At 61.6% G+C, this 15,390-nt stretch carries 6 protein-coding genes and 2 pseudogenes; 4 read left to right on the top strand and 4 right to left on the bottom strand.

The genetic code is table 11. The features are described 5' to 3' along the window. Positions 1–359: 359 nt before the first annotated feature. Positions 360–3,032: a TonB-dependent receptor plug domain-containing protein gene (locus IFR23_RS11620; protein WP_192976046.1), complete on the top strand. Its 2,673-nt coding sequence runs from the start codon at positions 360–362 to the stop codon at positions 3,030–3,032. Between the two features lie 272 nt (positions 3,033–3,304). Here the strand turns inward: IFR23_RS11620 and IFR23_RS11615 are convergent, their stop codons facing one another. After that, complete coding sequence (locus tag IFR23_RS11615; RefSeq protein WP_192976045.1) at positions 3,305–4,135, bottom strand: 23S rRNA (adenine(2030)-N(6))-methyltransferase RlmJ; 831 nt, start codon at positions 4,133–4,135, stop codon at positions 3,305–3,307. Between the two features lie 338 nt (positions 4,136–4,473). On the opposite strand from IFR23_RS11615, the pseudogene IFR23_RS11610 reads away from it, so the two are divergent. Further along, a pseudogene (locus tag IFR23_RS11610) lies at positions 4,474–4,677 on the top strand (IS110 family transposase); the annotation flags it as partial. Positions 4,678–5,780: 1,103 nt separating this feature from the next. Next, positions 5,781–6,805: pseudogene (locus IFR23_RS11605) on the top strand (IS110 family transposase). A gap of 832 nt (positions 6,806–7,637) precedes the next feature. Here IFR23_RS11605 and IFR23_RS11600 read toward each other — a convergent pair. Both IFR23_RS11600 and IFR23_RS11595 read right to left on the bottom strand, forming a co-directional pair. Continuing rightward, on the bottom strand, positions 7,638–9,335 hold the full coding sequence (locus IFR23_RS11600) for a methyl-accepting chemotaxis protein (protein WP_192976044.1): 1,698 nt from the start codon (positions 9,333–9,335) through the stop codon (positions 7,638–7,640). A gap of 204 nt (positions 9,336–9,539) precedes the next feature. Beyond that, on the bottom strand, positions 9,540–11,063 hold the full coding sequence (locus IFR23_RS11595; RefSeq protein WP_181321254.1) for an alkaline phosphatase D family protein: 1,524 nt from the start codon (positions 11,061–11,063) through the stop codon (positions 9,540–9,542). Between the two features lie 167 nt (positions 11,064–11,230). Here IFR23_RS11595 and IFR23_RS11590 point away from each other — a divergent pair, with 167 nt between their 5' ends. Beyond that, positions 11,231–13,519, top strand: a complete 2,289-nt coding sequence (locus IFR23_RS11590; protein WP_192976043.1) for a TonB-dependent receptor domain-containing protein — start codon at positions 11,231–11,233, stop codon at positions 13,517–13,519. A gap of 970 nt (positions 13,520–14,489) precedes the next feature. Here the strand turns inward: IFR23_RS11590 and IFR23_RS11585 are convergent. Further along, entirely contained in the window at positions 14,490–15,344 is an 855-nt protein-coding gene (locus IFR23_RS11585; RefSeq protein WP_192976042.1) for an NPP1 family protein, read from the bottom strand. Positions 15,345–15,390 lie beyond the last annotated feature (46 nt).

Below are 15,390 nucleotides of genomic sequence, written 5' to 3'. Positions count from 1 at the left end.
AATTAACGAGTGAAACCAGAACCGACATCTGCGGATGGTTTTCCGCCTCCGACTTCTGCCAGTCGTTCATGCGATTGGATACACTCGACGGTTCACTCAGCAGTTCCGACTCGCTCTCACCGAAGTGCGATAAAATTGCAACATTGTTACAGATGCGTAATCTGCAGCGAAGTTTCCGATTGCCAGACCGAACCCGTTGTGGCCGTTTGTTCCACGATGACGGTGCATGAAATGACATCGTCACGACATTCGCAGGGCTGATCAAAAAGCGTTTTCGATACGCCGAGAGCAATCGACGATCGAGGGCAGGAACATCTGGAGAAGGCTCTTGAAGGGCCGGGTTTCTTAAGGGGTTTCAGATGATCAGATACACGACTTCGACCGTTGCATTGGCGGTCGCACTGCTATCGGGCTCTGCTGCTTTTGCGGCCGAATCTGGTAGTGGTCAGGACGTCGCCATAGCCTCTGCCCAAGATTCGACGCCCCAAGCAGTAGCGCCCGCCGAGGCCGAGGCACCGAGCGACATCCTCGTACTCGGTACGCGCCGTACCGACCGTACGCTCGCCAACTCGCCCTCGCCCGTCGACATCATCAGTTCGGCCGATCTGACGACGCAGCCTGCCGCCAACATGATCGATGCGCTGAAGAACATCGTTCCGTCCTTCTATGCTGGCCAGAACTCGATCTCGGATGCATCGACCTTCGTGCGCTCGCCCTCGCTTCGCGGCCTGTCGGGCGATCAGGTCCTCGTGATGCTGAACGGCAAGCGGTACAACCGGTCGGCGCTGGTACAGGTCTATGGCGGCAGCGACACCGGTCTCGGCCGCGGCGCGCAGGGCCCCGACATCTCCGCGATCCCGTCGCTCGCGATCGGCAACCTCCAGGTGCTACGCGAAGGCGCGACCGCACAATACGGCTCCGACGCCATCGCGGGCGTGCTCAACTACGGTCTTCGCGAGGATCAGGGGATCGAACTGGTCGGCCGCGCCGGCCAATATTATGCCGGCGACGGCGAAAGCTATCAGATCGCCGGGAATGCCGGCCTCAAGGGTGATTGGGGCTTCATCAACGCCACCGGCGAATATGTCGACGAAGGACAGACCAGCCGCGGTCGCCAACGCCCATCGGCAGCGAACTTCGCGCAGAACTTTCCCGCGCTCGCCTCGCAGCTGCCCAACTACCCCCTCCCCGTGCAGATCTGGGGCAACTCTCCCTCGCACGGCTTCAAATCGGTGCTGAACGCCGCGCTCAACGTGACCGCGGACAGCAAGCTCTACTTCTTCGGCAACTTCGCGCAGAGCAAGGGCAACCAGAGCTTCAACTACCGTCCGTCCGTCTCCAGCACTGCGGTCGACACGAACGGCGTGGTGCGCAATCAGGGCGCCAACGGCGCGTTCAACAACACGTTCTTCCTGACCCCCTGCCCGGCTGGCAACGCGACCTGTCCGACCGGAGGCTTCGTACGCGATGGCAACACGTTCCGGTACAGCCAGCTCTACCCCGCGGGTTTTACCCCCCGCTTCGTCGGCAAGACGCAGGAACTCTACGGCGTGCTTGGCTACAAGGGCACGGCTGGCGACTTTACCTACGATCTTTCCGGCACGCTCGCCCGGAACAAGCTGTCGCTGTCGATGTATAATTCGGCCAACTTTTCCTACGGTCCAGCGACGGAGACGAGCTTCGACTTCGGCGATCTGATCCAGAAGGAAGCCAACTTCAACGCCGACTTCACCTATGCCGCCGACCTCGGCCTCGCTGCTCCGCTGACCATCTCGGCTGGTGGCGAATTCCGTAAGGAAACCTACGAGCAGACCGCAGGCGACCTGCAATCCTATAGCGCAGGTCCCTATGCCGTAGCGCAGCAGCTCTACACGTTGACTGCACCGGGCGTTTACACGCTATCGGGTGCGACTGCGCCGCAGGGCGTGGGCGCCAGTGGCTATGCCGGCACGAGCCCGGCAACGGCAGGCAAGTTCAGTCAAAAGGCCTATGCCGCCTATGTCGGCCTGGAGACGGATCTCACCGAGGCGCTGACCGTCGGTGCAGCGGGCCGATACGAGCATTACAACACGTTCGGCGATGCCTGGGTCGGCAAGGTCAACGCGCTCTACAAGTTCGTCGAAGGATTCTCGGTCCGCGGCAGCTTCGGCACCGGGTTCCACGCACCGTCGCCGGGTCAGTCGAACGTCTCGATCGTCACCACGTCGTTCAACAACGGTGTCGCTTTCCAGGCCGGAACGTACCCGACGAATACCGCGGTCGCGCAATATTACGGGGCGACCAACCTGTCGCCGGAGAAGTCGACCAACTACGGTCTGGGCGTCATCCTCGAACCGGTTCGCGGCATGACCATCACGGTCGACGGGTACCGCATCAATCTGCGCAACCGCATCGGCCTGACCTCGCCGTTCATCGTCACGGCAGCGGACCTCGCGGCGCAACCGGCGCTGCTGCCGGTCGGCATCGGCGGTCAGGTTCAGTACTTCACCAACGGCTTCAAGACCCGTACGCAGGGCATCGACGTCGTCGGGACGTACCGGACGAAGCTGAGCGATGCGCTGCTCAACTTCTCGCTGGCGTACAACTACAACGATACCAAGGTCACCGATTACGACGCCCGGATCATCAGCGTCGCCCAGCTTATCGACGCCGAAAATCTCGCGCCCAAGCACCGCGTCGTGTTCAATGCTAACTGGTCCCTGGACAATCTGAGCTTCAACGTTCGCGAGAACTATTACAGCTCATTCACCAGTGCCCAGGATTACGGCCAGACAAACGGCGTTGCGAACCAGACGTTCGGCGGCAAGTTCACCACCGATCTGGAACTGAGCTACACCTTCAAATACTTCACCCTGTCCGTCGGCGCTCAGAATTTCACCGACGAGCATCCTGATCGGTTGGCTCCCAATTCGACGGTGCAGATCTATCCGCTCACCGGTGGCACGTCGGATGGTCAGGTCTATCCGCGTAACGGCGGTCCGTTCGGCTTCAACGGAGGTTTTTACTACACCCGTCTTCGCGTGAAAATTTGAGAGGTAGCGGGGGCGCTCCGGCGCCCCCGCTAATTTCACCGTCTTTGCACGACTTTAGGCCAAGGCTGCCCCCTATCCCAATTCGAAGAATGATCGGGCCGAAGCTTCTTCAGCCGCAAAGGCACTCAACTCGTGCCGATCGAAAGCACTTCAGCTTTTCGCCGCGTCGAACGGTGTTTTCGATGCCTTGGCAGGGATCGGGAAGTTCAAATGGCTGGAGCCGGAGCAGTAGCGGCTTTCGATCGTCGTCGCCCTTACCATCGGGCACTCTATTAACTGGCCAACCAATCGGTCGTGATCTCGCCCCGATGTCCCTCCGGCGCCAGCACGGAGCGCAGGGCTTCCAGCAGAGGTGGCAGCGCTTGCGTGAAGGCGTAGGGCGGGTTGACGATGTAAAGGCCTGCGCCATTATAGATGCCGGGCTGATCGTCATCGTACAACCAATGGTCAACCTGCAGCAGTTTTGGGATGCCGAGCTTGCGTAACTGCTCCGTCCACCGCGAATGCGTGGTGCGGTCTTTGAGCGGATACCAGATCACCGTCACGCCATGCGCCCATTTGCGGTGAGCGGCAGCGAGCGTGGCTGTGATACGTTCGCGCTCGTCGGGCTGCTCGTACGGCGGATCGACAACCACCACGCCCCGCGCGGTTCGGGTCGGCAGCATCGCCAGCCAAAGCTCGTAGGCGTCGCGCTCATGCACGGCAGCGGATGTGCCGCGCATCACGCCGCGCAGGGTGTAGGCGTCATCGGGATGTTTTTCGTTCAGGATCAGGAAATCCTGCGGGCGCAGAAGCTGCGCCAGTATCCGCGGCGATCCGGGGTATAAATGCGGCTCGGCGCCTACGTTCACCGCCCGTATGGCGGCGCGGTAGTCGTGCAGCAACGGGTTCGGGTCGGCAAGGGCCCGCAGCACGCCCTGCGCAGACTCGCCGGTACGTTGAGCATCGTCGCCGTCGAGGTCGTACAGCCCGCAGCCGGCATGGGTGTCGATCAGGGTCAAGGCGGCCTGTTTTTGCTGCAAGGCCCGCACGAGCGCGATCAGCAAGCTGTGCTTCACGACATCGGCACTATTGCCAGCATGGAAGGAATGGCGATAATTCATTGCTTCTCAAAATCCTGACGATCTACGTTTATGCGTGCTGCCGGGCGCGGTTGCCGAGCACGAGGCGACCGAAGTAACTGGTCCGGTGCTATTATAAAGGCGGACGGAAACGTTCAACGCACTTCTCCGCGGGGCCTCAAGCCAGGGTCAGCGATCGTCACCAGAGGCCGAGGCGCAAGGCTCCGGGAGCGGCGCCAACCCACTTCGGTAACGTGGCCGTGCAATTCGCGGTTCGGCAGCGTTACGGATACCCGGTGAAGACCAAACTCCCGTAAATGCCAGTTCGGCAAGATATGCTCGCGATTTAACTCAGCCCGTAGTTCGGAACGGTGGCAAATGAAGCGGCGCAGATCCTGATGACTCAGAGCCGGCATTGGTCGTGGCTTAAGGCCTGGGGGATGAAGGTCGCCCAGCGCCGGGGTATGCGGCGCGCGATTGTCGCCGTCGCGCGCCGCCTGGCCGTCGTTCTCCACCGCATGTGGACGGACGGCACCGACTTCCGCTGGGGAAGCGGACCCGGCACCGCGGTCGCGGTCTCCTGATACGATCTCAGAAAGGAGCTTTCACGGTTCTGCCTCGGCAGGAAGAGGTCCTCACGGGGACGAAGGTGGTGTGAGATCGTAGCGTCCGCAGCCTGTCGCAGCGACAAGGGCGTCCAAAAGATTGATCCACACCGCTTTCTCTTACCCCATCATGGGGCGGCTACGTGCCGACCCCGGAGAGAAGCACGAACCCCGCGCGGCAATCTCAAGCCTGGCAGAAAAAACAGTATTTGTATTTCGTAGCCTACCAATTCCTCAGACCGGCGCACTCGCGGCGGCGGAGAGTGGCCTGCGCCTGTTGACTCAGGCCGCGATAGAGAAACGGACGTTCTGATGCCCTTCCCCGCCTCCCAACTTCAGCCATTCGTTCATCCGGTTGGACGATAGCGCCAAGCAGCCGATCCGTTGCCTGGACGACTTGAAAGGGAGCGGAGAGCGGAACGTCGGCCTTCATTGCTGGGCATAGCATCGACGGCACGCGCGTCGACAATCACGGATTGCTGGCAACGAACACGTAATTAGGTTGAACGGCGGAATCTGAAAACAGGAACTCCCTTGGCTTATTCCGCACTGGTGGCTTCTCGCCATCGTCGCGAACAAGATACCCAGTTACGCACCGATCGCGCCCTGCCATCTCGTACCCACCGAGCCTGAAACCTACTCGCCCGAGAATACGCTGTATCGTATCGAAACAAACTACCGAATTATTACTGTCAATTTCGCCGCACAGAGCCAATCTTTGTCCGATAAATTGTTAGAAATCGCTTCTCATCTGATTGATCTGCATATGATCACTTCAGGTAACTAGCCAGATATTAGCAGTGACGGAATAAGAATCAATCAAGCCTTGTACAAAGCTCAACGGGCTTTATCTTATATAGCTAGTTGATGTTACATCTGAACGTTCGTCCGAGATCATGAACGGCTTGATCGATGAAACGGATAAATCAGGCAGTCGCGCTCCTGCCCTACGGCTACCGGCCAGCCCAACAAACAAACACTCGCTATGATTTCAAACCTTGCAGCTTCGTTGGGGTGGACGCCCCCTGACGGCATTGATGTGCCATAGTGGAGGTGTTGAAAACACCACTGAGGAGGCGTCCATGGGTGAGGTTAGCACAGTCGGCATCGATCTGGCCAAGTCGGTTTTCCAGGTTCACGGCTCGGATCCGAGCGGTGCTGTCATCTTCCGCAAAAAGCTTCGGCGTGATCAGGTTCTGTCATTCTTCTCGACCTTGCCACGATGCGTGGTGGCAATGGAGGCCTGTGCGAGCGCCCATTACTGGGCTCGCGAGATCGCCGCAGTAGGTCACGACACGCGGCTCATTCCACCGGCCTACGTAAAGCCGTTCGTGAAGCGGCAGAAGAACGATATGGCCGATGCCGAAGCGATTTGCGAGGCTGCGCAGCGCCCGACGATGCGGTTCGTGCAGGGTAAGAGCGCCGAAGCACAGGCCTCCGGAGTAATCTTCCGTACGCGCGATCTGCTCGTGCGCCAGCGCACGCAGCTGATCAACGCCCTACGAGGACACCTTACCGAATTTGGCTACATCGTTCGGCAGGGTGTCGGGCATGTCGGAAAGCTGGTCGAGCTTGTTGCCGATCCTGCATCCGATATACCACCTGTGGCGCGGCCAGTGCTGACAGTTATCACTCAAAGCCTTCAAGCGCTTCAGTCGCAGATCGCTCTTCTGGATCGCGAAATCGCGCACCGGGCCAAGACTGACCCCGTGGCGAACCGGCTGATGACCATTCCAGGGGTGGGGCGGTGATCGCGACTGCGCTTGTGGCGCTAGCGCCTGCTGCCAGCACGTTCCGACGCGGGCGTGATTTTGCAGCCTGGCTTGGCCTCGTACCCCGACAGCACTCTAGCGGCGGCAAGGAGCGGCTGGGGCGCACAACAAAGATGGGCGAGCGTAGCTTGCGGAGGCTTCTTATTATCGGCGCAAGTTCGGTTACGAAGGTTGCGGCGCGTTACCACGATAAAGCCGACGCATGGCTGGCCGGCATGCTGGCTCGCAGGCCGCGCATGCTGATCACGGTGGCGTTGGCCAACAAGATGGCGAGGACCGTCTGGGCGCTGATGGCGCATGGCGGGTCATACAGAGCTCCGGCCGCGGCGGTGTAACCGTCAAGGCTTGAGGCGTCAGGGACGCAAGGAAGGTCAATAGAGAGGTATGGCGCAACGGTCAGAAGACGGGATTGGGAAAACCAGGGATGTGTCCGAGCGCCTCGAGCGCGCAACTTCGGTCTGGACCCGATCCGCGATCTCCATACAGGCCAGCAGCCGTGATGATGGCTGCATCAACAGGCCGGACACACGGAAGCACCTGAACCTGCGCGAACAAATCTCTCAAAAACCCCCTTGTATCCAGCGGGGCGTCCACACACGGACACTCATTCACCACGACACCTGGGCCTGTAATTGGCCCCTCGCACTGCCTACAAATCTTGGCGAGCCGCTAATGCATCGGAATGAAACGCGACCATACGTCCGTCGCGCCGCACCCGGACGGGTGAATTGCCGGGGCCTATATTCGGACCAGCACGGCGCTTGGCTGGACGTGATTTCTGCGTCAGACCGCGAAGCTCGGGAAGCCCTTTTGATACTGTTAGGTGTTTGAAGACACGGCGCTGTCATTCTGGTGCCATCAAACGCAACTAGGGACAGCGCTTGCAGTAGAGGTAATTCCAGATGTCTCGCGCTAGCTCGCTCGTTGCCCAGCAAATAATCGATTGCGTGTCGACGGGTCGGTCCCCGACCGCAGTGGACCTGTACAATGTCGCTGCGCGGATGTGGCGCGAAGGAGTGCGTGACCGTTCCGCATTTTCCTGGGGCGAGCTTTCGCCCACGGCTACCGATCGCATCGTAGCAATGCGGGCTGCGGTCCTCGCATTGGAGGGCAGCAGTCTACGCTAGGCCGCACCTATCCAGTGTTCCGGATCGACGGCGCGTAGGCTCAAGTCACGTGCAGCTTTTCAAAAAAGCGCAACAGGGCAGCGTCGATTGACGATGCGCCGTTTTCGACCAACCGTGAGTCCATGCGGACCTTGGCTGCCATCCCCGTAGTACTCTGTGTCGCGACGGATACACCTGTCACCAGACGCCCGATCAGGTCCAGGTCAGTAGCGGTTCCATCGACGTTCCGGCTGATGACCTGGCCGCTCTGTGCCTGTTCGCCAATGCTCGAAGCGAGATCATCGGTGCCGCTAGCCATCTCCTCGACCATCGCGCGGATATGCAACAGGCCGGCAAAAGCTGCCCCGGTGCCGCGTTGCATGCCAGCTATCTGCTCGGCAATCTCACCCGTAGCTTCCGCGGTCTGCGCGGCCAACGATTTTACCGCGTCGGCAACGACTGCAAACCCCTTTCCGGCTTCGCCGACGCGGGCCGCCTCCATGGCGGCGTTCAACGCGAGGAGCTTGGTTCGTGCAGCAATACTTGTGATGACTCCGACGATCGCACCAATCGCACGGGCGTCATCCTGGACGTCCGTCATATCCTGTGCGAGCCTGGCCGCACAGTCCGCAGCCTTTGCGCTGAGATCGGCAGACAGGCGTGTGCTCTTGCTGGACTGATGGATCGCGCCCATAAACTGGTTCGTTGCCGCGGCAATATCCGTCGCTCCGTCGATCGCTCGCCTAACGGCTACGCCAACGCTATTCAGTTCGCGGGTCGCATCGGTCGAATGATCCTCGAGTTCCCCGGATGTCGTGGACAATTGTCCGGCTGCTCCGCGAAGTTCGGCAAGGACGTTCGCTATCTCTCCTTCCAACGTGGTTGCGGCCTGCCGGACGATACGATCACGTTCAGCCTCGGCAGTTTGTGCTGTACGTCGCGCATCTTCGACCTGACGTTCGCGGTGAACCTCTGCGAAGCGCTGCCGGCCAATATCGGCTTCCAACCGCCCGCGCTCCACCACCGACGCACGAAAGACCTCGATCGCGCGTGACATCCGGCCGATCTCATCCTGTCGTTCCCCGTGCGGCGTGCGGCCTTCTGCATCACCTCCGGCGATCACCGCCAACGTGTGCTCGATGTCCAGCAACGGGTGGACGATGGTCTTCTGAATGATCAGCACTGTGCCGTATGCGGCGAGAGAAAACAGGATGATGCCCGCCGCGATACTGATCGCTACTTCCTGCTTCTCCAGATCATGGGCGGTGCGGAACAGACGCTCGACCTCGGCTTCCTGTCCAGCGATGAGGGTATCGGCGATCTTGGATGCCATCCGCTCGTTGGGACGGACGTCATCGCGAAAGACGGTCCACGCCCGATCCCGGCGATGCTTCGTGGCGTCGTCGGCCATGATGGCCAACTGCCGTAATACGATTATCTGACTGCCTATATATGGACTCCGTGCGCTCAGTCCCGCGCTGGGGTTCCGAACCAGTTGGTTAAGCTGCATCCGCATCTGGATCGACCGTTTCGTGAATTTCCCCTGGATGATCGCGAGTTCGCTTGGATTGCGTTCAAGCAACAGATTTAACGCGTCACGTTGCAACGAGCGGCTGATTGACCGTACCTCGATCAGGCTGATCCGAACGATCTGGCCGGCATTCGCTGCGTCGCGCGCAGTCTGAACACGTTCTCTTGTACCGTATCCGATCAGGCCCAGAAGGCACACCAATCTCAACATGATGGCGATGGGTACCATCAGTCGCGCCACCATGCTCTGGGACCACAGCCTTAACGTTCGATTTTTCATAGGCGGGCGCTACGGCGCGCATCTTAACCCTGTGTGACAAACGCGGCTGCCAGATTACGCGCTCTCCGTGCCGTTGGGACAGCGATCTGTCTTCGAGGCGGCCGTCTTACGGATGCGATCATTTGCCTAAGACTTCCGGAATTGGACCGATTTCTAAGCCTTGCGCATTCGTCGTGCGCCGGACGGCATGACGAATACGCCACCCGATCGTACGATGCTGCTCGCATCCTCACGATCGGCGATCATGCGGATGTCGGCCCGCAGGGCACGGCGATCGATATCCAGTCTCACCCAACCGGCATGCTCGACATCGTGGAAGCGCACATGCGGATTGTTCCGGCTGACATCGCCGAACCGACCGACTGGCGGCGAAGCAGCGCCCAACGCCGACGTCACGATCTCGCTGCCGATCGGTGCCTCGCCCTGCCCGTTCAGGTCGTTTACCCAGAACGAGTGCACGTCGCCACTCAGCACCACCGAATTGCGGACCGTCGTACGACTTAACTCGGTCAGCAACCGGTCGCGATTGGCGGTGTAGCCGTCCCACTGATCGCTGAAGGTCGATTGTCGCGTCCCGTCGAGCCAAAGCGGCGCAAAGAACACTTGCTGCGCAACGAGCGACCAGTGGCACCGCTCTCCGGCAAGCCGCCCGGACAGCCACCGTTCCTGTGCCGCGCCCATAATCGTCCGCGATGGTGCGGCGGCCTGCGCGCACGCGTCGAGCCGCACGTTGCGCGCAACGTTCGGCGCGGCACACGGCGGCATGCTACGATATTGGCGCGTGTCGAGCACCGACAGTGACGCAAGGTTGGCCCAATCCACAGCGCGATACAGCCGCGGTTCGAGCCGTCCTCGCCAAAGACTTGGGCGGATCGGCATATGCTCGAAATACGCCTGGTACGCCGCCGCGCGGCGAAGTGCGAATTGCGCAGGCGGCAACCCTTCGCGATTGGCGAGCCCGGCATAGTCGTTGAGCACCTCGTGATCGTCCCACGTAACCAGCCAGGGGCAGGCACGATGCGCAGCCTGAAGATCCGGGTCGGTCTTGTAGAGCGCATGGCGTTGCCGGTAACCGGCGAGGTCGCGTGGCTCCGGCGCCCCGAAATCGCGCACATGCGGCACGCCCGGATAGCTCTGCTCGTAGATGTAGTCACCGAGCTGCAGGATCAGGTCGGGCTCGGCAGCGACGATGTCGCGGTAGACGCCGAACCGCGCCTGCTCCCAATGCTGACACGACGTCACCGCAAGCCGCAGTCGGTCCGCAACGTGCGGCACCGTCGTCGCGCGACCGACCGGGCTCGTCGCGCCGAGAGCGTGGAAACGATACCAATAGGGTCGCCCGGCGAGCAGTCCGGCGACCTCGACGTGCACCGCATGCGCGCGCTCTGGATGCGCCAGCCCGCGCCCCGTTTTCACGATCACGCGGAACGCGGCGTCGGTTGCGATTTCGTACCGCACGACGACGGCCGCGGCCTGCAGCGGTTCGGCACGTACGCCGACAAGTCGCGTCCAGAGCACGAAGCCATCGGTACCGGGATCGCCGCTGGCCACGCCCAGCGCGAACGGATCGACGACCGCCTGTGCCCCCGCATCGACCGTGATCGACGGTAGCATGGCGAGCGAGGCCATCGCGCCGAGCAACGCGCGACGATGCCAGAGGGTGTCTGGGTTGGCCATCGATCCGGTCCTAATCAGGACGCGTGACGGGATCGTGACAAGCGAGCCAACCGTCATATTTCCGTAGCGCCGTCGTAATGAAAGCGTCCCTAACCAAGCTTAGTTGGTCTCCAACGATCGCCGCCCTAGCGGCGACGCTGCACAGTCTAGACAGGCGGGAACCTCCAGTGATTTCGAAGACGCTTCTGCTTGCCTCGGCGAGCGCGATGCTAGCCGTCGCCAGCCCTGCCCTCGCCCAGACCTCGTCTAACGCTGTCCCCTCGCCGGATATACCGGACTCGAACGGCGAAATCGTTGTCTACGGCACGGGCAAAGTCCGCCAGGAACAGACGGTGTCGCGCAAGGCGATCGAAATCCTCCCGCCCGGCAGTTCGCCGCTGAAGGCGGTTGCCCGCCTGCCCGGCGTCGCGCTGCAGAGCTCGGACCCGTTCGGCAGCTACGAGCTCGGTACGCGGCTGTCGGTGCGCGGCTTCAACCAGAGCCAGATGGGCTATACGCTCGACGGCGTGCCGCTCGGCGACATGTTCTACAACGGCCACAACGGTCTGCACGTCAGCCGCGCGATCGCCGCAGAGAACATCGCGCGCGTCGACGTGTCGCAGGGTGCCGGCTCGCTCGGTATCGCATCGACCAGCAATCTCGGCGGCAACCTTGAATTCGTCTCGCGCGGGCCGTCGCAGGTGATGGGCGGCGAGGTGGCGCTGACCTATGGTATGTACGATACCGTGCATCTCTACGGCCGGCTCGACAGCGGTGAATTGTCGACAGGTACGCTGTTATCGGTCTCGGGCGTGGTCCACGATGCCAGCAAATGGAAGGGTTACGGCAACCAGTCCGATACGAAGGTGAACGGCAAGATCGTCCAGAAGCTCGGCGACGCGACGCTGACTGGGTGGCTGAACTATTCGCTCCACAAGGAGCGCAACTACGCCGATCTGTCGCCGGCGACGCTGGCCCGGATCGGGTATGGCCTCGACTTCCTGCGGCCGGACTATGCGACCGCCATCCTGCTGTCCCAGGTGAGTGCGAACCAGACCGCGCGCGCCGCCAATCGGGCACTGCCCTTCCCCGCGGCGGGGGTCGTGTTCCCGACGCCGTACACCAACGTCAACGATACCTATTACGACAGCGGCGGCGTGCGGCGCGACTGGCTCGGTGCGATGACGCTGAACGTGCCGATCGCCGACTGGCTCGACGCTAGCGCAACCTATTATCATCATTACGACGAGGGCAGCGGCGGCATCTACACGCCTGCGGTCTTCTCGCCCGACGGCTTCCCCTTGTCGGTCCGCACTACCGAATACGGCATCAACCGTGACGGCGGCATCGCCAACGCGACCGCACGCCTCGGCGATCACACGTTCCAGATCGGCTATTGGCATGAGGACAACCAAGCCCGTACCGATCGCAACTACTACGCGGCGAGCCTCACCGACCGTCCAGACGTCACCGATTTCCTGACCAACCCGTTCCGCAGCGACTTCCTGACCGATCTCACGACGATCACGAACCAGTATTTCGTCAGCGACAGCTGGAAGATCCTGGACGCGCTGACGATCGCCGGCGGTTTCAAAGGCGCGCGCGTGGCCAACGGCATCACGACGACGTTCGGCACGCCGTTCATCAACGGCAAGATCGCCGCGAAGGACTGGTTCCAGCCTCAGGTCGGCGCGACGTACAAGCTCGGGCGGCAGGAATTCTTCGCCAATTATGCCGAGAACATGCGCGCCTATATCAGTTCGTTCCGTGGGCCCTTCGGCACGACGCAGGTCGGTTTCGAGGCGATCCGCGACACGCTGAAGCCCGAGACCTCGCGCACGATCGAAGCTGGCTGGCGGTTCGATCTGGGCAAGCTTCGCGGCGTGATCGCGGGCTATGACGTCAAGTTCAAGAACCGCCTGCTCGCAGCGTTCAGCGGCGCGAACATCCTGGGTAACCCGAGCATCCTTCAGAATGTCGGCAGCGTGACGAGCCGCGGCGTGGAGATCGGCGCGACCTATCAGGTCGCCCGCCCGCTCTCGCTGATCGCTTCGTATTCGTACAACGACAGCACCTATGACGACGACACCGTCAACGGCACCGCTTTCGTGCCGACCAGGGGCGTCCGCACTGTCGACACGCCCGCGCATCTCGCCAAAGGCGAAATCAATTACGACGACGGGATGTTCTTCGGCAACGTCGCCAGCGCTTTCACCTCGCGGCGTAACGTCACCTATACCGGCGATGTATCGGTGAAAGGCTACACGCTGTTCGACGCCGCGGTCGGCTATCGCTTTCCGTCGAGCAGCGCGCTGGCCGGCGTCGAGATCCAGGTCAACGGCGTGAACCTGACGGACGAGAAATACATCGCCGCGCTCGGTTCGGGACAGTTCTTCAACACCGCAACATCGCTCAACAACACGATGCAGGCGGGTTCACCACGTCAGGTATTCGGAACGATACGTCGGCGGTTCTGAGTAGGGGATCAACTACCGCGATACGGTGGGCAACCCGACCGACTACAAAGGTATCGGCGTTCAGGAACAATGCCAGTACGCGGTATGCCAAGGGCGCTGCCCGACTAGGGACGTAATGGAGGGCCGGATATCGTAATCGTATCGCAAGCCCGCGGTCGCGGTGACGCAAACCTGGACGTTCACGCCCATTTTCCCCATTCTCAGCTTTGCGCGGATAAGCGACCAATAGCATGGTAGAGACGGATTATATGGCAAGATGGTGCTGGTCCCGGTGCTGCATACCTCAGCCGATTCCCGACGCGACAGGGACACGGCACGCTCGAAACTTGTGCTGGCAGCGAACGTGATGCGCGGCGCAATGCAAATCGAAGCGGGAGCAGCATAGTAGACGCAGAGAGCTCAGCAGGCGTTCGCTACGGGCGAGTGTCAGGGGCCACATTTGCGCGGATTTGGAAAGTGTTGTCCGCCACTTCGTCAAACTGGAACGGAATCGCCATCCGGTATCCGTTCGTGGCGAGAGCGGCTGCGAGGCCTCCGAGCAACATCTCCTGTCGCTGATCGAGATCGGCTTGCGTCGCTAAAGGGCGGATCGTTCCGGTCAGCGAACACCGCCCAGCCTCGCACACCATCGCGACGTCGGACAGTACCGGGTATGCGCCTCGAATGTCTGCAACGACCGTCTCGACGGGCGAGGCGGTGGAGGCCACGCGTGCAGGGGCGACGGGGGTAAGCGGTACGGCCCTGGCTGGGCTAGCGGCTGACCCACGAACCACGGTAATACCTGCCGCCGAGGCTTGTCGAGGGCGTCGAGTCCATCCGGCAAACATCGCTATGACGATGGCAATTGCCATGACGACCAAGGTCAAGCTGCCAGGCGAGATGAGGATCGATCGGGAACGAACGCTTGGCATGCGACCTCCGTAACGCGGGCACCCTGCGCCGCCGACATAGCGGCGACGCAGGGTAACGATCAGCAGGTGGTGGAGCCCGACGGACAGCCCGGTGAATCGCTCCCCGCATCGACGTTCGCGTCGAACCCGGGGGCTATGCCGCTCGCGTTGGCCGCCGCGAGGGTGCTTGCGAACCGCGCCTCCTTGTTGTCGAAGTTCGCACCCTTGAAATCATAGTTGGATACCGCGTTTCTGACTGCCACCGACGGGTAGCCGTTCCAGCTTACCAGCGGCTGGATCAGCCACTGCCCGGTGCCATTCTCGGCGGGCTCGTCGCCGCCGTCGGTCTTGGAGAAGCGCCACAGATGGGAAAAACCCCAGGTCTCGTAATGGAAGACGAGCTTCGCGTGCTCGCCGCTCGAATCGCTGACGAAGCGGAGCTGGCCGCCACTCGTGGCGCGGGTATCCCACTTGCCATGGTCGCCGCGCGTGACGCCGACGACGCGGCTGCCGGTGCCCTGGTCGGTCGTCCAGACGATGATCGATTCCCAGTCATAGGCGTGCGAGAAATCGGACTGCCAGAAATAGCTGTAGACCCGACCGCAATAGCCGTTGTTGCAGCGGCTGCGTGCATAGACGTTGCTTTGCGTCCGGTAGCTGGCGCTGCGGCACGTCGCCGGGGGCCGGGTGGCGTAGGTGGATGCCGCCGGGCTGATGGCGCCTGCCGCGTCGACGGCGGGCACCTTGAAGCAGACGTCGGTGTCGAAGTCGATCGCAGGCTGGAAACGTTTGTCGAGCGCCGTGGCGCGTTCGGGCAGTGGCACGACCGGCGCGGGCCAACCCTGTGCAAATGCGGGCGTCGCTTGTGCCACCAGCATGGCGGCGGCGGTGCCGATCATCAAGGATAGCCGGTTCGTCGAGACATGGCTTGTCATACAAACTCCCGTTGCAGGATGTCGTGAGGTACGCCGTACGCTCTCG

Origin of the sequence: Sphingomonas sp. CFBP 13603 (assembly GCF_014892665.1) — a bacterium.
Taxonomy (GTDB): Bacteria; Pseudomonadota; Alphaproteobacteria; order Sphingomonadales; family Sphingomonadaceae; genus Sphingomonas.
Note: the sequence above shows the minus strand (reverse complement) of the source record. Positions and strands in the feature narration are given on the sequence as shown.